Raw genomic sequence first — 21,338 nt, 5'->3', positions numbered from 1 at the left:
GCCGGCCGAGTCCGCAAGACGGCGGAAATACCTCTCCGACGCCTCTCGCCTATTTTGATAGCCCCTCTCGTGTCAGCCATTTCAAACAAGCGTTTTAATCGTATGATTGATATGATGAATGCGCAAGCAAAACCTCAGTAATGCTTGTCTAGTGCGGCAAGTTGACAACAGTTGGCGTCAAAACCGCTGATAATGTTTTGATAACAACAATCTGTCGGACAAACTACTGCCAGACAAACATTGCAGTTTGATTGCCCTCGCATATCAAACATAGGAAAATAATAATATTCTATTCCGGAGAGCAAGATGACGTTCAAAGCGAACGACTCACTGACCGAACAAATCGCCCAATACCTGGGCAAACAAATCATACAAGGCACGATGCAAGCTGGGGAGCGCATTCAGGAATTGCGCATTGCGTCGGAGCTGGAAGTCAGCCGCGGGTCCGTGCGCGAAGCTTTATTGATTTTGCAACGCCGCCATCTGGTGGAGATTTTCCCGCGCCGCGGCGCGGTGGTATCCAGCATCACCGGCCAGGATGTGCGCCATTTCTTCGAACTGTGGTTTCTGCTGCTGGACCAAGCCGTCTGCAACCTCGCCACCTCCTGGCAGAACGACGACCTGGCCCACTTCTTCGAAGTCACCACCCAGTTGGCCGAATGCAACCGCAAAGACGATTTGCAGGGCTTTTACGAACACGGCGTCGATTTCCTCGACACCCTGTATCTCTATGCCGGCAACCGCTATCTGGAACACACGCTGAAAGACTTGCTGCCGCTCACCCAACGCTGTCTGTTCGCCATTTTGCGAGCCGGCAAGAGCCAGATGGACCAGACCCAACTCTTCCTGGAAAATCTGCTCAAGACCATCATTGCCCGCGACACCGCCAAATTGCGCCAGATGGTGGCCGAATTCGGCCAGCAATACAGCCAGCTGGCGCAAAGCGCGGCCGAGTCGCTAAGCGGACGCCATTGACGCCCACCGCCCGGCCAAGGCCCGGGCGGCGTCCAACACCCACTCCTTCCCTTCGTCCCGGCGCGCCAGGCCATGGTCACTTCCCACTGCCAAGCCGGCAGATCGGCAATTTTCAGCCATCGCAAAACACTGTCGGCCAGATCAGACTAAATTGACAACTCCGGCATGAAGCAAAGAAAGCCGTGGCGCAAGGCCAGTTCCCTGGCCGCCGACGCCGGTTGAACCGCATGGATGGGCTGGGCCACAGTGCGGGCCAGCCGCAACCGACGAATCAATTCATCGCACTCCACGCCCCAGTACTGGGGCGCAATCCGGTAAGCCGCCGCCACCTCCAGATACCGCGGCTGTTCCCGCTCCGCCAGGGGATGTCCAGCCGCCGCCACAGCCACGATGGGAGAACGCCACAATGTTTCCATCTGAATGCCCGCCATCGCCGGGCAAGGCAGCACAAAACCCATCTGCACCAAACCAGACAACAGGTTCCGCATGATTTGCGGCGAATGGTTGGTGTTGCAGCGGATTTCCAGCGGCGCTTCGGCCAGATCCAGCAGCAAAGGACCAAAACCGCAGAGGTAAGCGACGGAAGACACGAAAACCGCAGACAGGGTAAGGCCAGCGTGCCCTGCAGAATTTCCCTGCCCTGCTCCTGAGCCGACGCCGCCTGCTGCGCCGATGGTAAAAAGGCCAGGCAGGCCGCTGTGGGTTCCGCGCCATGGCCTTCGCGGACTCCCTGTGGCAGCTTTTGCTCTCCGGCCTGGGCAGCGCCTTGTTCGGCTCCTGGCTGCTGCAATTCGACTTCCGCTGGGTCTGCCTGGGCGGCGCTGCCGCGTTCTTGGCCGCGGCGGCGGCAACCGCTGGCCGCCTTCGTCATCCTGACGGCGTTCTTTCTCGGCACCCTCATCGCCGAGCACGCGCGGGAAGCCCTGGTGGCCAGCCTGACCCGTCCAGGCTGGGACTGGCCCCTGGGTGGTGGCGCCGGCAGCTGGCGGTACGACTTTGCTCAACGCCAGCATCAAGCCGGCCTGCCCTGGCTGCTGCTGGCCGCCGCGGGCGCGCTCACCTTCATTGCGCTGGCGCGCCAATTTGGCGCAGCCTCGCCGAGAGCGGCCAAACAAGCGGCCTGACAACAACAAAAGCCCGCCGGAAGGCGGGCTTTTCATCAATCAGCTGGGCTGTTTGCCTTGCGGCAGACAGACAGTAAAACCGGTGTTACGCGTTCTGAATATTGGACGCTTGCTTGCCCTTCGGACCGGACACCACTTCAAAGCTTACACGCTGCCCTTCTTTCAGGGTTTTGAAGCCTTGCATGTTGATGGCCGAGAAGTGAGCGAACAAATCCTCGCCGCCTTCATCCGGAGTAATGAAGCCAAAGCCTTTAGCGTCATTGAACCACTTAACGGTACCTAATGCCATTCTTACTTCCTTGCAAAAAAAGGCTGGTGAAGCCGACCAACTTAGAGCTTAATAAGAGTTGTCTGGCTTGCCTAGGGCAAAAAATGCCAAACAGTTAAGCCAAGCACCAGCTGCATTTCTACGCAACCCGCCGCTCATCGTCAAGTCGTAGAGGAAAAGTGCCAGTCCCCTTGAAAAAAACTCTCGGGGAACCCAAATTGAAGTAAGACGCAGATTCCACGAAAGCCGACATGTCTACGCAGTTCAAGGACGATGCCATACAAGAGGCGTCCCGGGTTAGGGAAAACCCACCCCCGATGTATAAGGTCTTGTTATTGAACGATGATTTTACCCCGATGGATTTTGTGATCCAGGTTCTCCAGCAGTTCTTCTACATGAACCGCGAAAAGGCCACTCACATCATGCTGCAAGTCCACACGCAAGGTCACGGCGTGTGTGGCGTTTATACCAAAGACGTGGCTGCAACAAAGGTCGAGCAGGTGTTGCAATATGCGAAAGCGCACCAGCATCCGCTCCAGTGCGTTATGGAGGAAAACTGATGATTGCCCAGGAGCTTGAAGTAAGCCTGCACATGGCGTTCATGGACGCAAGGCGCAAGCGCCACGAGTTCATCAGCGTGGAGCATCTGTTACTCGCGATGACCGACAACCCGTCGGCTGCCGAAGTACTGCGCGCATGTGGAGCCAATATCGACCAGCTGAAAAAACAGCTGGGCGATTTTATCGATGAGCACACCCCCACCGTGCCTGGAGAGGCGGAGGTGGAAACTCAACCCACACTCGGTTTCCAGCGCGTGATTCAGCGCGCGATCCTGCACGTGCAGTCTTCCGGCAAAAAAGAGGTGACCGGGGCTAACATCCTGGTGGCCATCTTTGGCGAGAAGGACTCCCACGCGGTGTACTATCTGCACCAGCAAGGCATTTCGCGGCTGGACGTGGTGAATTTCATTTCTCACGGAATTACCAAGCAACGCTCCCAACAGCAACCGCAAGAGCCTCGCGACAGCAGCGGCGAAGCGGAAAGCGAGGAACAGGCCACCGGTCCGGGCGGAGCCTTGGAAAATTACACGCAGAACCTCAACCAGCAGGCGCGCGAAGGCAAGATAGACCCGCTGATCGGCCGCGAATCCGAGTTGGAACGCACTGTTCAGATCCTGTGCCGCCGCCGCAAGAACAATCCGCTGCTAGTGGGCGAAGCCGGCGTTGGCAAAACCGCCATCGCTGAAGGTCTGGCGCGCCGAATCGTCAACGGCGAAGTGCCGGAGATTCTGGCCAAGTCCAACGTCTACGCGCTGGACATGGGCGCGCTGCTGGCCGGCACCAAATACCGCGGCGATTTTGAACAGCGGCTGAAGGCGGTGATCAAGCAACTGACCGAGGACAGCAACGCGATTCTGTTCATCGACGAGATTCACACTCTGATCGGCGCCGGCGCGGCCTCGGGCGGCACGCTAGACGCGTCCAACCTGCTCAAGCCTGCGCTCTCCAACGGCAGCCTGCGCTGTATCGGGGCGACCACCTACAACGAATACCGCAGCATCTTCGAGAAGGACAACGCGCTGTCGCGCCGTTTCCAGAAGATCGACGTCAACGAACCGACGGTGGAGCAGACCGTGGAAATCCTCAAGGGGCTGAAATCGCGCTTCGAGGCCCACCACGGCGTCAAGTACACGCAATCGGCGCTATCCACCGCGGCGGAGTTGTCCGCGCGCTTCATCAATGATCGACATCTGCCGGACAAAGCCATCGACGTGATAGACGAGGCCGGCGCCGCGCAGAAGATTCTGCCCAAATCCAAGCAGAAAAAGGTCATCAACAAAACTGAGATCGAGGACATCGTCGCCAAGATCGCGCGCATTCCGCCCAAGACCGTGTCGTCCGACGACAAGAATGTGCTGAAGAACCTGGAGCGCGATCTGAAAAACGTGGTGTTCGGCCAGGAGAAAGCCATCGAGGGACTGGCCAGCGCCATCAAGATGACGCGTTCCGGTCTGGGCAATCCGCAAAAGCCGATCGGCTCCTTCCTGTTCTCCGGCCCCACCGGCGTAGGCAAGACCGAGGTGGCGCGCCAGCTGGCCTATATCCTGGGCGTGGAGTTGATCCGCTTCGACATGTCCGAATATATGGAGCGCCACGCGGTGTCGCGGCTGATCGGCGCCCCTCCGGGCTATGTCGGATTCGAACAGGGCGGCCAGCTGACGGAGGCGGTCAATAAGCATCCGTACGCGGTGGTGTTGCTGGATGAGATCGAAAAAGCGCATCCGGACATCTACAACGTGCTGCTGCAAGTGATGGATCACGGCACGCTGACCGACAACAACGGCCGCAAGGCGGACTTCCGCAACGTGGTGATCATCATGACCACCAACGCAGGCGCCGAGTCTTTGTCCAAGCCCACTCTGGGCTTCACCCAGACCAAGGCGACCGGCGACGAGATGGGAGACATCAAGAAGCAGTTCAGTCCGGAATTCCGCAACCGCCTGGACGCCATCATCCCGTTCAAGACGCTGGACGAGCAGATCATCCTGCAAGTGGTGGACAAGTTCCTGATGCAGTTGGAACAGCAGTTGGCCGAGAAGCGGGTGGACATCCACTTCACCGACGAACTGCGCAGCTACCTGGCGAAGAACGGTTTCGATCCGCTGATGGGCGCCCGCCCGATGGCTCGTCTGATTCAGGACACGCTGCGCAAGGCGCTGGCAGACGAGCTGCTGTTCGGCCGTCTGGTCACCGGCGGCGAAGTTACCGTCACCGTGGTGGACGACAAGGTGGAGCTGCAATTCGACCACCAGGCCCTGACGCCCGAACCCGCTTGATCTTGCTTCCGCAACACACAACGCCCGCTAGCGCGGGCGTTTTTCTTTTCTTCTCAACCGCGTGGATGATGCTTGGCGTGCAGCTGTTTCAAGCGCTCCCGCGCCACATGGGTATAAATCTGCGTGGTGGAGATATCCGAATGCCCCAGCAAGAGCTGCACCACGCGCAAATCCGCGCCGTGGTTGACCAGATGAGTGGCGAAAGCATGTCGCAACACATGCGGGCTCACCGCCGGCAAACCTTGCCGCTTGGCGTACTGCGAAATCAGATGCCAGGCCATCTGCCTCGTCATGCCCGCCTTGCGCTGGGTCACGAACACCGTGTCGCAGACCGCTCCCGCCAACAAGAGCGGCCTCGCCTCGACCAAATAGCGCTGCAGCCACTCCTGAGCCAGTTCGCCCAAAGGCACCAGTCTTTCCTTATTGCCCTTGCCCATGGTCTTGACCAAACCGTCCAGCAAGTTCACCTGCTGCAACGTCAGCCCCACCAGCTCCGACACGCGTAAGCCGCTGGCGTAGAGCAGCTCCAGCATTGCCCGGTCGCGCAGACCCAAGGGCGTGCCCACATCGGGCGCCTCCAGCAAGGCTTCCACATGTCGCTCGGACAGGGACTTGGGCAAACGCGGCCCTTGTTTGGGCCCGCGCAGACGCGCGCAAGGATCGTCGTCGCGCAAACCCGCCTGCGTCAGGTATTGATAAAAGCGCTTCATCGCCGACACCATCCGCGCCCGAGTCGCAGGTTTCTCGCGATCCACCCCCAGCAATAACGCCTGCTCCAGCTGCTCTGGGCCGGCCTCCGTCAAACGTGCGCCTCGATCTCCCAGACGCGCGGCCAGCTTGCCCAGATCGCGTCGATACGCGGCCAGGGTGTTCTTGGACAAACCATCACTCAACCATAATTGGTCCAAAAACGCATCGATGGCGTCTTCGGCCGCCTTCATCTCTTCGCTGCTTGCATCCATTTTTGTCGTCCGCTGAAGTGCGCGTCAAGCCGCCCGCGCGGAACACCCATCCTGAATAATCTTCAGTCTTTGTCCGCCTCGCCGGCAAAACATTCCCTCGCAAGCTCTGTCTCTTCATCAAGCGCGAGCCGGGCCTAGCGGAAAACATTCAGGGCGACGCGCCAAAAAGCGCAAAACATCCGTCTTGCGCCCACCTCACCGCTGATCAACATCCAAATTCATGGGCCAACAGCCACTGCTTGATGTCGACGGTTTCCCGGCCCAATGAGCGATTGAAGCCGCCCAGGCTATTGCGCGCCACCACGCGGTGGCAAGGCACGATGATGGGCACCGGATTGCGCCCGCAGGCATTGCCCACCGCCCGCGCCGATGAACCCAGCGCCGTGGCGATATCCTGGTAGCGCGTCATCTGCCCGCAAGGAATCCGCTCTATCTCGCCCCAAACGCGCAGCTGGTGCTCGCTGCCCCGCAAACGATAGGGCAGGCTGAAGCCGAAACGCGGATCGACGAAATAAGCGCGCAGCTGCTCCGCCACCTCTTGCTCCAGGCTGCGCGGCGTCGGCGGCCTGAGAGCTTGCCGCTCGGCCAGGAACTCCAGATTCACCAGCGCGCCGTCGAGACACAAGATGCCCATCTGCCCGAACGGCGCGTCGATTACCGCACTGTATTCCATTTTCCGCCTCCGACGCCCCGATAATAAAAAAGCGCAAGGCATCGCCTTGCGCTTTGAACCGTCATCAAGCCTAAGCCTGACTCGACAAGGCTTAGCCTTGCTTGCGAGCCGGCAGTTTTTCCTTGATGCGTGCGGATTTGCCGGTACGGCCGCGCAGGTAGTACAGCTTGGCGCGACGCACGTCGCCGCGGCGCTTCACTTCAACGGAAGCCACCAGCGGGGAGTAGGTTTGGAAAGTACGCTCTACGCCTTCGCCGGCGGACATCTTGCGCACGGTGAAAGCGCTGTTCAGGCCAGCGTTTTTCTTGGCGATAACCACGCCTTCGTAAGCCTGCAGACGTTCGCGGTTGCCTTCCTTAACCTTCACCTGAACGACGATAGTGTCGCCCGGGGCGAATTCCGGCAGGGTTTTGCCCAGGCGGGCGATTTCTTCTTGCTCGAGTTTCTGGATCAGATCCATGATTTACTCCTGGTTTTTCTGGAGATCTTGTTCCTGCTGGTACTCCGCCAGCAGCCGAGATTCCTGTTTTGTCAAAATACGGCCTTGCAGCAAATCCGGGCGACGTTGCATCGTCCTGCCCAGCGCCTGTTTCAGCCGCCATTTAGCGATCAGCGCATGATTACCGGACAACAACACATCCGGCACCCGCATGCCCTGATAGTCTTCGGGTCGGGTATAGTGCGGACAATCAAGAAGCCCGTCCACAAATGAATCTTCGTAAGCCGACTGCGCGTCGTTCAGGACGCCTGGCAGCAAACGCACCACCGCATCCATCAACACCATGGCCGGCAGCTCGCCGCCGGACAAAACGTAGTCGCCGATGGAAATCTCCTCGTCGACCTCGCGCTGGATCAATCTTTCATCCACGCCCTCGTAGCGGCCGCACAGCAGGATCAAACCCGCTCGTTGCGACAGCTCCGCCGCCTTCTCATGCGTCAGCGGACGGCCTTGCGGTGAAAGATAAATCACATGGCTGCGCTCGGCTCCGGCTTGCGCCTGCCTCACCCTGGCCGCAGCGATCGACTGCGCCAATGGCTCAATCTGCATCACCATGCCGGGGCCGCCGCCATAAGGCCGGTCGTCAACCCGGCGGTAGTTGTCGTGCGTGAAATCACGAGGATTCCAAGCCTGAAAACCCCAAATGCCCAAATCAAGCGCCCGCTGGCTAACGCCAAAGCGGGCGATGGAATCGAACATCTCCGGAAACAGCGTTACCGCGTCGATCTGCATCAGTAGTCCAGACCCCAATCCACCTGGATCTTGCCTTCGGCAAGCTGGACTTCCAGCACATACTGATCCACGAAGGGAATCATGCGCTGAGCGTCCGCACCCTGCACTACCAACAGATCGTGGGCGCCGGTTTCCATCAATTCACTGACTTTGCCCAGCACTTCGCCTTGCTGATTGACGACTTCCAGGCCGATCAGATCAGCCCAGTAGTATTCGCCTTCTTCAGCGGCCGGCAACTCTGCGCGCGGCACAGCGATCTTCATGCCGCGCAAGGCTTCGGCCGCGTCTCGGTCTTCCACGCCTTCCAGCTTGGCGGCAAGCGCCTTGGGCTGGAGAGCGCCGTTTTCAAATGTGTACGGCTTCCAGTCGTTCTCCTTGCCCAGCCACCAGACCGGGTAGTCGAACAGACCGTCAGCGTATTCGGTGTCGGCCTGGACTTTTAGCCAGCCCTTGACACCAAAGGCGCCACGCACAAACCCCATCACTACGAGATCTTCGCTGCGCATGCGCCTAGTCCGTCAGTTGATGTGTCAACGAACGCTTAGGCAGCGGCCTTCTGCTCTTTCAGCAGCTTGGCAACGGCGTCGGAAACTTGAGCGCCAACGCCTACCCAGTGGTTCAGGCGGTCCATGGTGAAACGGACGCGCTCTTGCTTCTCGTTGGCAACCGGGTTGTAGAAGCCAACGCGCTCGATGAAGCGACCGTCACGACGGTTACGGGAATCGGTCACCACGATGTTGTAGAACGGACGGTTCTTGGCGCCGCCACGTGCCAGACGAATCACTACCATTGTCGATTGTCCTTGAATAAAAACGGTATGAGAAAAGCCCACGATTTTAGGTCAGTTTTCCCTTATCTTGCAAGCGCTTAATGCAAGACGGCTGTCAAGCCCGCCGCTACAAGCTCTTGGACACCATGGTCAGGGCCCGGTCTTCCGGGTGCGGCTCCACGGAAAAACCCAGCTTGTGCATCAGTTTCAACATGCCCTTGTTGCCGGCCAACACCTCGCCGCGCATCACTTTCAGGCCCTGCTCTCGCGCCGCGTCGAACAAGGCGCTCATCAATAGATAGCCTATGCCCTTGCCCTGCCAACGGTCGGCCACTTCCAACGCGAACTCGCAGCCTTCGTTGTCCGGATCGGTGATGAAGCGCGCCACCGCCAGCATTTCCTCGCCGTCCTTATGCTCCCGCGTCATCGCCAACGCCATTTCACGGTCGTAATCCAGCTGGGTGAAGCGCACCAACATACTTTGCGACAATTGCTTGATGCTGGACAGGTAGCGGTTGTAACGGCTTTCCTCGGACAGATTGCGCACGAACTCCTGTTGCATATCCGCATCTTCCGGCCGCACCGGCCGCACCATTACGTTGGTGCCGTCGTTCAGTTTGGCGCACACCACCATGTGGCTGGGATAAGGCATGATCGCCATATGGCCGTAGCGCTTCAAATCCGGCCGTCGCGGCCGCACGATGATGCGGGCGTCCAGCGCGATCACCCCCTGCTCGTCGGCCACCAACGGATTGATGTCCATCTCGCGCAGTTCCGGCAGTTCGCACACCATTTCCGACACATGCAGCAGCACATCCTCCAACTCGTCCTGATCCACCGCCGGCAGATTCTTGAACGCCCCCAGCAATTGGCCTATGCGGGTATGGCGGATCATGTTGGCCACTAAATAACCGTTGAGCGGCGGCAGCGACAACGCACGGTCGTGCATCACTTCCACCGCGATGCCCCCGGCGCCGAAAGTGATCACCGGACCAAAAGCCTCGTCGTGGGTAACGCCCACCATCACTTCGCGGGCGAAGCGGCGCTTGCGCATCGGCTGCACCGATACCCCGTCGATGCGCGCCTCCGGCCTTGCCTGCCGCGTGCGGCTGATGATGGCGTCGAACGCTTCGCGCAGCGTCGCCTCGTTGCTGATGTTCAGCTCCACGCCGCCAACATCGGACTTATAAATAATGTCCGGCGAATCAATCTTCAGCACCACAGGGTAACCAATCTTGTCGGCCTGCTTGACCGCCTCGTTGGCGGTACGCGCCAGCCGGGTGGGATTGACCGGAATCTGGAAAGCGGCCAGCACTTCCTTGGACTCCCGTTCGGACAAGATATCCCGCCCGTCCTTCACCGCGGCGGCAATGACCTTGCGCGCCTTGGCCACATCAGGGTCCGCGCGCTTGCCTTCCAGCGGCCCCGGCGTCTGCAACAGCAACTGCTGGTTGCGCTGATAAGCCGCCAGATTGCGGAATACTTCGATGCCGTACTCCGGCGCGCGAAAGTGCGCGCATTTGGCCTTGGAAAACAGCTCGCGGCTTTCCGACACCTTGGCGTCGCCCAACCAGGACAAAAACAACGGTTTGCTAGATTCGCGCTGCAAGCCGATCATCAGCTGCGCGGTAGTCAGGTGATCGGTCCCGGCCTGCGGAGTGAACACCACCATCACGCCATCCACATTGGGATCGTCCAGACAGGCCTTCACCGCGGTGCGAAAACGCGACGGACTGGCATCGCCGATGATGTCCAGTGGATTGCCTCGCGACCAATTGCGCGGCAAGACGCCGTTGAGCAATTCCATGGTGGCGTCGGAAAGCTTGGCCAGCTCCACCCGGTTGGAATAGGCGCTGTCCGCGGCCAGCACGCCGGGGCCGATGCCGTTGGTGACGATGGCCAGCCGCTTGCCGCCCACCCGGTAGTTGGCGGCAAGCACCTTGGCGGCGGTGAACAACTGGGCAATGGTGTCCACGCGCAGCACGCCGGCGCGCGCCAGAGCGGCGTCGAACACGTCGCCGCTTTCCACCAGATTGCTTGAGTGCGTAACCCCGGTCACCGCGTCTTCGTAACGGCCGGACTTAATCACCACCACCGGCTTGGTCCGCGCCGCGGCGCGCAAAGCCGACATGAAACGGCGCGCATCGTGGATGTGGTGGACATGCAACAGAATGCCTTGAGTAAAGTTGTCCGCCACCAGGTAATCCAGAATTTCGCCGAAGCCGACGTCCAAGGCGTTGCCCACCGAAATCACGCTGGAAAAACCAATCCCCTTGCTGTCCGCCCAATCCAGCATCGCCGTGCACAGCGCCGACGACTGCGACACCAGCGCCAAATTGCCCGGCCTCACCTTGCTGGTGTAATTGCTGGCGTTGAAGCCGGCCACCGGTCGCATTAAGCCTAGTACGTTGGGTCCCAGGATGCGGATGCCGAAATGGCGGCTAATCGACAGCGTCTCGTTGATGATCTCCCGTTCCAGCTGCTCGCTGTCCGCGAACTCCTTGGCCAGCAGCACCGCCTTGATGCCCTTCTTGCCGCAATCCTTCATGATCGCCGGCAAAGTGCGAGTGGCGGTCACCACTACCGCCAGGTCCACGGACTCGCTGATCTGGCGCACCGAAGCCACCGCGGGCACCCCGGCCACCACCTTGTGGTTGAGGTTGACCGGAAACAACTTGCCCTGGAAGTTGCCCGCCAGCAGATTGGCGAACACCGCCTGCCCGATCGAGCCCGGCGTGTCGCTGGCGCCGATCACGGCAACGCTGCGAGGCGAAAACAACGGTGTCAGGTAATGGGGCCTCATTGATGCTTATCCTCGGAAATAATGGTAACCGGCACGGTTTTCCCCGCCGGCGGCGGCAAGGGCCACTCCGCTTGCAAAGTCACATGATCAATGCCGAACTCGCGCGACAGCATGCGTTGACAGGCAACCAGGATGCGCGGCCAATCCTGTGGCGCGCTCACCTGCAAATGCGCCGACAAAGCCACGCGGTCGGCAGCCATGGTCCAAATGTGCAGATCATGCACCGACCTCACCCCGGCGATGCCGCCCAAGGCGCGGCCGATGCGGTTGAAATCCAGCTCCGCCGGCACCTCTTCCATCAACACCGCCAAGGACTTGCGCAACAGCCGCCAAGTCGACGACAGGATCAGGCAGGCCACCAGCATGGACAAGATCGGGTCCGCCGGCGTCCAGCCTGTCCAAAACACAATGGCCCCGGCCGCGATCGCGGCCAGAGAGCCCAGCAAATCTCCCATTACGTGCAGCAGCGCCGCCTTGCTGTTCAGGCTGTGCGCTCCGCGGCTCAGGATCCACGCGGCCAGCACATTCACCATCAAGCCCGCCACCGCGATGCCCATTACTCCCAGACCGTTGACCGCATGCGGCTCCAGCAAACGCCGCACCGCCTCCACCGCAATGAAGACGATGACGCCGAACATGAACAAGCTGTTCAGAAACGCGCCGATCACCTCCGCCCGGCCGTGGCCGAAAGAATGCGATTCGTCCGCCGGACGGCGGCCTATATGCGCAACCCACAAGGCCAGCAGCAGCGAGATGGAGTCGGTCAGCATGTGGCCGGCGTCGGACAACAAGGCCAGCGATCCCGTCGCCCAGCCGCCCGCCGCCTCCACGCAGGCAAACCCTATCGTCAGCAGCGCCACCCAACGCAAAGCGCGCATGCTGGCGGCGCGCGCCGCCGCGCCCGTCACCCCGCCATGGGGATGACGATGCGGATGATTGTAATCGTGCTCGTCGTCGTGCTCGCCGCCCGCCGAGCCATCATCATGCAGACTGAACCTTGACGTCATATTGACCTCCGGCAAGCCGAATCCATCTCGTTCCGCTCCACCGCAAGCGCCTAACAAGAATGGACTGGCGCGGACACTACAATATTGTTAATCTTTACTGTTTAGCAATAGCTCTTTACTGCACCGCACAAAGTCGCCCACGCTCCTGATTCCATCAGAGGCCGGATGGCGGCGGGAGTCGATCCATCATGACGAAACGCGTCGTCACGCTTGCTCATTACTATACCCAGCCTGAAATCCAGAAAATGGCCGACAAGGTTGGCGACAGCCTGGAGCTTTCTTTGTACGCCAAGGAAGCCAATGCCGACATCATCGTTTTTGCCGGCGTGCGCTTCATGGCGGAAACCGCGAAAATCCTCAACCCCCAGGCGGAAGTGATTCTGCCCGACGCGGGCTCCACCTGTTCTCTGGTGACTCAGACCGACGTGGCCGCCTTGGCCAAATGGCGCAAGCAGCATCCGGACCACGTACACGTGTCCTACATCAACTCCAGCGCCGAGCACAAAGCGTTGTCCGACTGGATCGTCACCAGCCGCAATGTCGACGACATCATTGCCCACCTGTACGCCGAAGGCAAAAAAGTAATCTTCTCGCCGGACCGCAATATGGGCGGCTACCTCAACTACCAGTACGGCTATGACATGCCGCTGTGGTCTGCGGTGTGCGAAGTGCACGACAAATTCAACGAAGCGGCTCTGGACGAGGCCTTCGCGGTCGCCGGCTCGGAAAAATACCTGATCGCCCACCCGGAAAGCCCGCTGCCGGTGCTCAAGAAGGCCGACTACGTAGGCTCCACCTCCGGCATGCTCAACTGGGTCAAGCAGTTCTCCGGCAGCCCGGACGCGGTGATCTTCGTCGCCACCGAAGATGGCATCCTCTACAACATGGGTCTGGCCCGCCCGGATCTGGACCTGCGCCAGGCGCCGATCTACGCCGGCTGCCAATGCAACTCCTGTCCGTACATGAAGATGAACACCATCGAAGCGGTCAAGCGCGCACAACGGGGCGTGGGCTTGCGCATCGACTACCTCAGCCGGGAACAAATGGACGCGGCGCGGCTGCCGATCGAGCGCATGTTGGAATTCAGCCAGCGTTATTACGCCTGAGCCGCCATCCCCAACCCGCCCACCGGCGGGTTTTGTTTGTCGGTCTTCCACGCCGGACTTTTCCGCGTCATCGTTGGAGCGATACAATCAGCCGGGCCACCTTTGCCGGCAAGAACAATAGAAAGACAGCATGAAGTTTCTCATCAGCAACGACGACGGTTATTTCGCTCCGGGACTGGCCATGCTGGCGCAAACCCTGTCCCGCCACGGCGAGGTCGTCATTGTCGCGCCGGAGCGGGACCGCAGCGGCGCCAGCAACTCCCTGACCCTGGATCGCCCCTTGACCGTGCGCAAGGCCGCCAACGGCTTTCACTACGTCAACGGCACCCCCACCGACTGCGTGCACCTCGCCGTGACCGGCATGCTGGACTTTAAACCGGACATGGTGTTCAGCGGCATCAACCACGGCCCCAATATGGGCGACGACACCTTGTACTCCGGCACCGTGGCCGCCGCCACCGAAGGCTTCATGCTGGGCATTCCCTCCATCGCGGTGTCGCTGGCCGGTTATAGCGGCCAGCACTTCGCCAGCGCCGGTCTGGTCGTCGATCAACTGGTGGAACGCTGCAAGCGCAACCCCTTCCGCGAGCCGGTGCTGCTCAACGTCAATGTGCCCGACATCGCCCCCGAAGCGCTGGGTCAATTGACCGTCACCCGCCTGGGCCGCCGTCACTGCGCGCAGCCGGTGATCAAGTCTCAGAATCCGCGCGGCGAGACGATATACTGGGTAGGACCGGTCGGCAATGTGCAGGACGCCGGCGTGGGCACGGACTTCGGCGCGCTGGCCAACAACGATATTTCAGTGACGCCGCTGATGCTGGATTTAACCGCCTATGGCCAACTAGACGGAATCAAAACATGGCTACACCACAGCTGACGCCGGGCCAGCCGGCCTACGGCATGCTTTCCGACCGCACCCGACGCCGCATGGTCGAGCGATTGCGCCAAAACGGCGTGGCCGACGAACGCGTGCTGACCGCGATGTCGGACGTGCCGCGTCACCTGTTTGTAGACCAGGCGCTGGCCACCCGCGCCTATGACGACGTGTCGCTGCCCATAGGCCACGGCCAGACCATATCTCAGCCCTTCACCGTGGCGCGGATGACGGAAATCCTGTTGAATGGCAAGAAACCGGGCAAGGTTCTGGAGATCGGCACCGGCTGCGGCTACCAGACCGCGGTGCTGCTGAAGACCGGCGCCGAGGTCTACTCCATTGAACGCTTGGGCGTCATTCTTGACAAAGCCAGACGCAATTTGCGCGCCGCCAAGCTGGTGCACGCCCGCCTGGTTCACGGCGACGGCCACTTCGGCCTGGCCGAGGCTGCGCCCTTCGACGGCATCATCATGACCGCCGCCGCGCGCAACATTCCCCAGGCCCTGGTCGAACAACTCAACGACGGCGGCCGCATGATCATGCCGATAGGCGAAGAGGAACAGTACTTGTGGCTGATAGAGAAAACCGCGCAAGGCCTGCAAAAAAGCCGGCTGGACCCGGTGAAATTCGTACCCTTGCTTGCCGGACGCAGTTAAAACTGCAAAAACACAACAGTTTCTTTGTCCGACAATTTATCAAATCACTTAAACAGACTATAAAAAACAAAAGTATGCTAAAAATGCATTGCAGCTATGCATATATATTCACGGCCTCGATCGGCATCGCTCTGAGCGGATGCAGCAGCATCGTCCAGCAGCCTGCCCCCGTGGAAAGCGCAACGCCTGCCGCCGCTCGCAACGCACCGCCTTCGGCGCCCGTCGCGACAGCCGGCAATAGTGCGGCGGTGACAATACCGTACCAGGATAACGGAGGAGTGGCCGCCGCGCCGATAGGCACTGCCTCGGCGGCGGGCGCAACAACAAGAGAAAAGACCCATGTGGTTCAGCCGGGGGAAAACCTGTTCCGCATCTCTCTGAACAACGGCCTGAAATACAAGGATGTCGCGGCCTGGAACAACCTGCCGGACAACAATATCAAAGTAGGACAATTGCTGCGCTTGACCCCGCCCGGCGGAGACGCCTCCCCGGCGGCCAGCGCCGGCCAGCCGACGACGGTTGCCGCTCCGGCCCAGTCAAGCGCTCCGATGGAAAACGCAACTGTCCAAGCTGGCGGTGTCAAGGCCTACCCCAAAGCCCTGAAACTGCCTTACAGCGCAGAAGCAGCAAAAACCCTGTCCGCCCAGAGCGAGGGAGGACCGGGCAACAACAAGAACGCTCAAGCCCCGATCAGCTCCGCCGGCGCGCCGGCGGCGGCAAGCGCTCCGGCCAAGGTCGAAGCCCCGGCGGCGACGCCGTCCAGCAAGCCAGAGGCCAGCAAGCCCGCGGCGAAAGCGGACGAAGACGCGGTGCCGTGGCTGTGGCCGACCGAAGGCAAGATGATTCGGGGATATTCCGATAGCAGCAAGGGCATAGACATCAGCGGCCGTAGCGGCCAGCCGGTGTTGGCGGCGGGAGACGGCAAAGTGGTGTACAGCGGCACCGGCCTTCGAGGCTACGGCAAGCTGATCATCATCAAGCACAATAAATCCTTCCTGTCGGCCTACGCCCACAATAGCCAGTTGCTCGTAAAGGAGGGCCAGTCTGTCAAGCGAGGGCAGAAGATTGCCGAAATGGGCAATTCCGACGCCGACCAAGTGAAACTGCACTTTGAAATCCGCCGCCTCGGCAAACCGGTGGATCCGATGCAGTACCTTGACCATAAGTCCTGACGGGCGGCCGGGGCCCCCGTCCAGGATCAGAAAGAGACGGGGGTAGAACATGAGTAGCGAACTCGACATTCTCGAAGAGCAAGAAATTCTCGACGAGGAAAGCAATGAGGAAGCCGTTGCCGAAGTGGAGGCAGAGGAAGTCGGCGAAGCGCAGCCGGTATACGAAGAAGTTGCCGACGTCACCCAAATCTACCTCAACGATATCGGCAACAACGCTCTGTTGACGCCGCAGGAAGAACTGGCTCTGGCCCGCCGCGTGGTGGCCGGCGAGTTCGAAGCGCGGCAAAAGATGATCGAACACAATCTGCGGCTGGTGGTGAACATCGCCAAGCATTACATCAACCGCGGCCTGGCGCTGTTGGATCTGATCGAGGAAGGCAATATCGGTCTGATGCACGCGCTGGAAAAGTTCGATCCGGAGCGCGGCTTCCGCTTCTCCACCTATGCCACCTGGTGGATACGCCAGAGCATAGAGCGCGCCATCATGAATCAATCTCGCACCATCCGCTTGCCGGTGCACGTGATCAAGGAGCTCAACGTTTATCTGCGCGCTTCGCGCCACCTGGAAAGCCAGATTGGCCGCGAGCCGACTCTGGATGAAATCGCCCATCTGGTGGGCAAGCCGGTGGACGATGTGCGCAAGGTGATGAACCTCAACGAGCGCATGGCCTCGCTGGATGCGCCGCTGGACATCGACCCAATGCTGTCGATCGGTGAATCCATCCCAGACGAGCAGCATGACGAGCCAGAAATCCAGTTGCACAACAGCCAGTTGGAGCACTTCGTCCATGAATGGCTGGGCCAGCTGAACGAGAAGCAAAAACTGGTGATCGAGCGCCGTTACGGCCTCAACGGCTACGAGATCTGCACGCTGGAGGAGTTGGCCGCCGCACTGAGTCTGACCCGCGAACGCGTGCGCCAGATCCAGATTGAAGGCCTGGAACAACTACGTCGCATCCTGCGCCGCAAGGGCATCTCCAAGGACTTTCTGTTGTAGCGCGCGACAGCTTCCGTCGCCGCCAGCAGCCCCCGGCTCCCCGGGGGCTTCGTCATTTTCGAGCCAGACGAAAACGGCGGCAGCGGCGCAGCCAGTCCCGCTGCCGAGCGGCGTCTACGGCGCGCGAGCGATAGCGCAAGGCCACGTAATCATGCACCAGCGCCTTCAACTGTCGGTATTCCGCATCCGCCAAACCGAGCTTGGCGCGACGCAACAGCTCCAAAGGACCATCGCAAGAACTGGCCTCTATCCGCCGCCGACGCAGTTGCTCCAACAACAGCCGCCAGCCCCGCGCCATCGGCTCTTCCCGTCCGCGGCCCCGTCGCCACCACCAAGCCAGCGGCAAACTCGCCAGCAAGACACCAACAAACAAAGCCTGCAATACGCTGCACGCGCTCACGCTCTCTCCCAGCCCCAAGCGTTGAAACACATTACGCTGCCGAGCGGCGTCGTAGCCCACCACCCATTGCTGCCAGGCGAAGCCCGCAGCCTGCCAGTTTTGACGCAGATTGCGCAACCAGGCAGGCGGCAAACCCGCCATCCCGCGCTCCCTCAACGCCGGCACGCTTTGTTCCGCGCCGTCCGCCAGACGCAGCGGCGCCACCGCGCCAGTGGGATCGACGCGCAGCCATTGCCGGCTCTCCGCCAGCCAAATTTCGACCCAAGCGTGCGCGTCAGACGATTTCACTTGCCAGAAACGCCCCACCGGGTTGTATTCGCCGCCCTGATAACCGACGACAATCCGCGCCGGCATGCCGGCGGCGCGCGCCAGAAACGCCAATGCCGACGCGTAATGCTCGCAAAACCCTTGCCGGCTGGAAAACAGGAATTGATCGATCTCGTCTTGCTGGTCCAACAAGGGCGGATTCAGCGTGTAGCGAAAGCCCTGGCTTCGAAACGCCTGCAAGGCCGCCTGCACGAAAGCGCCCTCCCCGCTCGCCGCCAATCCTCTCGCCCAAGCGCGCGCTCGGGAATTGCCGGGCGGCAAGCGCAGGTAAAATGCGCGCTCGGCGTCGGACAAAACCGCCTGGTAGCGCGCGCCTAAGCGGCTGACGGCGTAAAAGCGCTGCATCCTTCTGTCCTTGCCGTCTCCGCGCAACACCATGCCGTATCGCAAACTTGACGCGCCCTCGCCCGGCTGCGGCACATCCAGCGCCGGCAAGCGCCCCTTGTCCGGCTCCAGCGTGATCGCGTACTCCACCGCCTCTCCGCCGCTGACGCCCTCCGCCGCCGCGCCTCTCGCCTCACCGCCGCTCCAGCGGCTGCCGTCGAAGCGATCCAGCAACAAGACCCGCCAGTACATCTGCGCCCGCGGCGGCGGCCGCAGCGGAAACACGACGGAAAACGCCGGCTCCCGGCTCAGAATCAGCTGACTGACGCTGCCCGGCGCCAAACTATCGCCCAGGCCGCTGACCGCCTGTCTGCCCGGTTCGCTGGGCATGCTCCACAGCGGGCCGGACAGCCGCGGCATGACCACGAACAAGACCAGCATCAAGGGCAGCGCCAGGCCTAGGGCCGACGCGGCCGAGCGCAGACTGCCTCGCCACGGCGCCCCCTCCAGCGCCGCCATCGCTCCAGTCAGCGCCAACAGGCTCAGAGCCAGCCAGGCCGCCGCCAACGGCGACTGGTCAAACAGCAAGGGCATGGCGGCCAGAAACACCCCCAGGGCGATCAACACCCGCCAATCCCGAAGTTGAGAGCACTCCTGCGCCTTGAAGCCCAACAGAAGCAGCAAAATGCCGACGCCGCCCTCGCGCCCCACCAAAGTGCCGAGCGTGCGCCAGGACAGCCAGGCGGCCAAGAGCAAGGGCGGCAACAGCCACCAGAACGCCGGAGGCGCTCTGCGCCGCCAGACCAAGACCGCCTTGCCCAGCAACAAGGCAAAGGCCAAGGCGACCAGCCAGAACGGCAGATGCAACCATAGCGGCGCGGCGCTCAGGGCTACCGCCGCCAACACCGGCCACACCCTGCCGCGATCAGGGACGCTCATCGCCGAGCTCCAGATACAAGGCCAGGGCCGTCAGCGCTAATAAACGCTGTTGCGGCTGGGGGCCCACGCTGCGTGTCGGCAGCTTCAGCACATAAGGTTGGCGCAGACGCTCGCACTGCTCGACGCGCCAAGCCAAACGCGACAGCTTGAGCTCCACGTCGCCGCCTCGGCCGTAATCCTGCCAGTCCAAGGCCAGCAAGCCGGCGCGTCCTTCCCCTGCAAATTGCTTGCTGACCAGCGCGCCTCGGCGCGCCAGCACTTTCCAGGCGATGCGGCGCGGCGAATCCCCGACTCGATACGCGTCCAGATGAGAAAAGTCCTCTTCCTCGCCCGGCTGATCACAGGGCTGATCGCCGCCGCCCAGGTTGCGGCCGCGCTGGCCGTCCAGCAAGGGCGCGGGAAACAGCAGCACCTGGGCACTCAGCCTGACCCAAGTGCTGGCGCGCACCAGGCCGAACGGCGCCTCGCTCCAGATCTGACAGGCCGGCAAAGCCATATAACCGCGCCGGCTGCCACAAACACTCAGTCCCACCTCGAACTCCGCACCGCCGGGCAGCCGTTCAATCCGGGTCTCCACGCCGTCCTCAAGCGCCAAGCTCAGTTGACGCTCGCCTCCGTCCTCATGCCGCAGCAACACGCGGAAGCGCGCGGCGTCGCCGGCGAAGACCGGCTCCGCGTCCAGCGCGCGCAGCTGCAGACCGGCCAATTGCCGGTAAGCCAGCAGCACCGCCACCAACAGCAAGCCGGCCACCCAAAACGATAGGGCGTAGGCCAGGCTGACGTCGTAGTTCAATGCGCCTATCCATACCGCCAGCGCCACCAGGCCCAGCGTCAAGCCGAAACGGGTGGGCAGCAAATAGATGCGGTTTTGCTCCAGCCGGCAATGCGGCTGCGGCGTCGCGCGGCGCAACATCCATTGCCGCAGACGGCGACGCGGATCAAGGAATGGGAACATGGGCGAGCAGGCCGCTGGCGGCGTCGCCGCCGTTGCCGCCGAGCAGGCGATGGCCGGCCACGCTGGGGAAAACCGCTTTCACGTCCTCCGGCAACACGTGATCGCGCCCTTCCAGCAAAGCCCAGGCGCGCGCCGCCGCCGCCAGCGCCAAACCGGCGCGCGGACTCAGCCCCGAGGCGAAGCGGCTGTCCCGACGCGTGGCTTCGACCAAGGCCAGCACATAGCCGGCCAAGGCCGGACTGACGGTCAGCTCTGCGGCCTGGCGCTGCAGCGCAATCAAGTCGCCGGGGCGCAGGGCCGGCACCAGCTTAGCCAGTAACTGACGGCGGTCTTCGCCTTGCAGCAAGGCCAGTTCGGCCTCGCGCGGCGGATAGCCCAAAGAAATGCGCATCAGGAAGCGGTCCTGTTGCGATTCCGGCAAAGGGAAGGTGCCGGCTTGTTCCGCCGGGTTCTGGGTGGCGATGACGAAGAAGGGCTCGGGCAAGGGATAGGTAGCGCCATCGACCGAAACCTGGCGCTCTTCCATCGCCTCCAGCAAGGCGGACTGTACCTTGGGCGACGCGCGATTGATCTCATCGGCCAGCAGCACCTGCGAAAACACCGGCCCCTGATGGAAATGGAAGGAGGCGGAATCTCGCTGGTAGATATTGACGCCCAAAATGTCCGAGGGCAGCAGATCGCTGGTGAACTGCACCCGGCGATACTCCAGGCCCAACACCCCGGCCAAGCCGTGTGCCAGCGTGGTCTTGCCCACGCCGGGAACGTCCTCGATCAGCAAATGACCGCGAGCGATCAGGCAGGTCAAGGCCAGGCGGATCGCCTGCGGCTTACCCAGGATCAGCTGATTCAGTTGACGATACGCAATGGAGAGAGATTGCATTTGCACCCGCTTACGCGCACTATTTATCGATATCACATATCCCGCGCCCATTGTACGCAA

At 61.4% G+C, this 21,338-nt stretch carries 22 protein-coding genes; 9 read left to right on the top strand and 13 right to left on the bottom strand.

Annotation, left to right across the window (positions count from 1 at the left end; all coding sequences use genetic code 11):
- The first annotated feature begins 306 nt into the window (after window positions 1-306).
- Window positions 307-975, top strand: coding sequence for a GntR family transcriptional regulator (locus B0T39_RS00360; protein ID WP_081544298.1), 669 nt, complete (start codon window positions 307-309; stop codon window positions 973-975).
- Window positions 976-1,121: 146 nt separating this feature from the next.
- Here the strand turns inward: B0T39_RS00360 and B0T39_RS25435 are convergent, their stop codons facing one another.
- On the bottom strand, window positions 1,122-1,565 hold the full coding sequence (locus tag B0T39_RS25435) for a LysR substrate-binding domain-containing protein (RefSeq protein ID WP_176219447.1): 444 nt from the start codon (window positions 1,563-1,565) through the stop codon (window positions 1,122-1,124).
- 336 nt (window positions 1,566-1,901) lie between these two features.
- On the opposite strand from B0T39_RS25435, the gene B0T39_RS25430 reads away from it, so the two are divergent.
- The gene (locus B0T39_RS25430) at window positions 1,902-2,099 is read left to right on the top strand and encodes a hypothetical protein (protein WP_081544297.1); all 198 of its coding nucleotides are present in this window, start codon (window positions 1,902-1,904) and stop codon (window positions 2,097-2,099) included.
- An 85-nt stretch (window positions 2,100-2,184) separates the two neighbouring features.
- Here B0T39_RS25430 and B0T39_RS00345 read toward each other — a convergent pair whose 3' ends face one another.
- Complete coding sequence (locus B0T39_RS00345) at window positions 2,185-2,388, bottom strand: cold-shock protein (protein ID WP_019101271.1); 204 nt, start codon at window positions 2,386-2,388, stop codon at window positions 2,185-2,187.
- A gap of 230 nt (window positions 2,389-2,618) precedes the next feature.
- Between B0T39_RS00345 and clpS the strand changes: the two genes are divergently transcribed.
- A complete protein-coding gene (gene clpS, locus B0T39_RS00340; protein ID WP_019101854.1) occupies window positions 2,619-2,927 on the top strand; it encodes an ATP-dependent Clp protease adapter ClpS in 309 nt (102 codons plus the stop codon).
- Complete coding sequence (gene clpA, locus B0T39_RS00335; protein WP_081544296.1) at window positions 2,927-5,203, top strand: ATP-dependent Clp protease ATP-binding subunit ClpA; 2,277 nt, start codon at window positions 2,927-2,929, stop codon at window positions 5,201-5,203. Before clpS ends, clpA begins: the two co-directional genes overlap by 1 nt.
- A gap of 53 nt (window positions 5,204-5,256) precedes the next feature.
- Here the strand turns inward: clpA and xerD are convergent, their stop codons facing one another.
- The 8 genes from xerD to B0T39_RS00295 all read right to left on the bottom strand — a co-directional run bounded on the left by xerD (window position 5,257) and on the right by B0T39_RS00295 (window position 12,648).
- Window positions 5,257-6,165 (bottom strand): site-specific tyrosine recombinase XerD, encoded by a 909-nt coding sequence (gene xerD / locus B0T39_RS00330; protein WP_254894456.1) that lies wholly within the window; start codon window positions 6,163-6,165, stop codon window positions 5,257-5,259.
- 205 nt (window positions 6,166-6,370) lie between these two features.
- Complete coding sequence (locus B0T39_RS00325; RefSeq protein WP_081544294.1) at window positions 6,371-6,838, bottom strand: methylated-DNA--[protein]-cysteine S-methyltransferase; 468 nt, start codon at window positions 6,836-6,838, stop codon at window positions 6,371-6,373.
- A gap of 91 nt (window positions 6,839-6,929) precedes the next feature.
- Entirely contained in the window at window positions 6,930-7,298 is a 369-nt protein-coding gene (gene rplS / locus B0T39_RS00320; RefSeq protein WP_019102875.1) for a 50S ribosomal protein L19, read from the bottom strand.
- Window positions 7,299-7,301: 3 nt separating this feature from the next.
- Complete coding sequence (gene trmD / locus B0T39_RS00315; RefSeq protein ID WP_081544293.1) at window positions 7,302-8,069, bottom strand: tRNA (guanosine(37)-N1)-methyltransferase TrmD; 768 nt, start codon at window positions 8,067-8,069, stop codon at window positions 7,302-7,304.
- Window positions 8,069-8,575, bottom strand: coding sequence for a ribosome maturation factor RimM (gene rimM / locus B0T39_RS00310; RefSeq protein WP_081544292.1), 507 nt, complete (start codon window positions 8,573-8,575; stop codon window positions 8,069-8,071). Before rimM ends, trmD begins: the two co-directional genes overlap by 1 nt.
- 35 nt (window positions 8,576-8,610) lie before the next feature.
- Complete coding sequence (gene rpsP / locus B0T39_RS00305) at window positions 8,611-8,859, bottom strand: 30S ribosomal protein S16 (RefSeq protein ID WP_019102878.1); 249 nt, start codon at window positions 8,857-8,859, stop codon at window positions 8,611-8,613.
- A 106-nt stretch (window positions 8,860-8,965) separates the two neighbouring features.
- A complete protein-coding gene (locus B0T39_RS00300) occupies window positions 8,966-11,641 on the bottom strand; it encodes a bifunctional acetate--CoA ligase family protein/GNAT family N-acetyltransferase (RefSeq protein ID WP_081544291.1) in 2,676 nt (891 codons plus the stop codon).
- Window positions 11,638-12,648, bottom strand: a complete 1,011-nt coding sequence (locus tag B0T39_RS00295; RefSeq protein ID WP_081544444.1) for a cation diffusion facilitator family transporter — start codon at window positions 12,646-12,648, stop codon at window positions 11,638-11,640. Before B0T39_RS00295 ends, B0T39_RS00300 begins: the two co-directional genes overlap by 4 nt.
- Window positions 12,649-12,836: 188 nt before the next feature.
- Between B0T39_RS00295 and nadA the strand changes: the two genes are divergently transcribed.
- From nadA to rpoS, 5 genes are all read left to right on the top strand, one after another.
- The gene (nadA, locus tag B0T39_RS00290) at window positions 12,837-13,754 is read left to right on the top strand and encodes a quinolinate synthase NadA (protein ID WP_081544290.1); all 918 of its coding nucleotides are present in this window, start codon (window positions 12,837-12,839) and stop codon (window positions 13,752-13,754) included.
- A gap of 130 nt (window positions 13,755-13,884) precedes the next feature.
- A complete protein-coding gene (surE, locus tag B0T39_RS00285; RefSeq protein WP_081544289.1) occupies window positions 13,885-14,631 on the top strand; it encodes a 5'/3'-nucleotidase SurE in 747 nt (248 codons plus the stop codon).
- The gene (locus tag B0T39_RS00280) at window positions 14,613-15,284 is read left to right on the top strand and encodes a protein-L-isoaspartate(D-aspartate) O-methyltransferase (RefSeq protein WP_019102883.1); all 672 of its coding nucleotides are present in this window, start codon (window positions 14,613-14,615) and stop codon (window positions 15,282-15,284) included. The genes surE and B0T39_RS00280 overlap by 19 nt, the downstream gene beginning before the upstream one ends.
- Window positions 15,197-16,456: a peptidoglycan DD-metalloendopeptidase family protein gene (locus B0T39_RS00275; protein ID WP_254894455.1), complete on the top strand. Its 1,260-nt coding sequence runs from the start codon at window positions 15,197-15,199 to the stop codon at window positions 16,454-16,456. Before B0T39_RS00280 ends, B0T39_RS00275 begins: the two co-directional genes overlap by 88 nt.
- 49 nt (window positions 16,457-16,505) lie before the next feature.
- Entirely contained in the window at window positions 16,506-17,453 is a 948-nt protein-coding gene (rpoS, locus tag B0T39_RS00270; RefSeq protein WP_019102885.1) for an RNA polymerase sigma factor RpoS, read from the top strand.
- Window positions 17,454-17,505: 52 nt separating this feature from the next.
- On the opposite strand, the gene B0T39_RS00265 is transcribed toward rpoS, so the two are convergent.
- From B0T39_RS00265 to B0T39_RS00255, 3 genes are read right to left on the bottom strand one after another with little or no spacing between them, the layout of a single operon-like run.
- Window positions 17,506-19,443, bottom strand: coding sequence for a transglutaminase family protein (locus B0T39_RS00265; RefSeq protein ID WP_081544287.1), 1,938 nt, complete (start codon window positions 19,441-19,443; stop codon window positions 17,506-17,508).
- Complete coding sequence (locus B0T39_RS00260) at window positions 19,430-20,398, bottom strand: DUF58 domain-containing protein (RefSeq protein ID WP_081544286.1); 969 nt, start codon at window positions 20,396-20,398, stop codon at window positions 19,430-19,432. Before B0T39_RS00260 ends, B0T39_RS00265 begins: the two co-directional genes overlap by 14 nt.
- Entirely contained in the window at window positions 20,382-21,278 is an 897-nt protein-coding gene (locus B0T39_RS00255; protein ID WP_081544285.1) for an AAA family ATPase, read from the bottom strand. Before B0T39_RS00255 ends, B0T39_RS00260 begins: the two co-directional genes overlap by 17 nt.
- Window positions 21,279-21,338: the final 60 nt, after the last annotated feature.

Origin of the sequence: Chromobacterium haemolyticum (assembly GCF_002081825.1) — a bacterium.
GTDB lineage: Bacteria > Pseudomonadota > Gammaproteobacteria > Burkholderiales > Chromobacteriaceae > Chromobacterium > Chromobacterium fluminis.
Note: the sequence above shows the minus strand (reverse complement) of the source record. Positions and strands in the feature narration are given on the sequence as shown.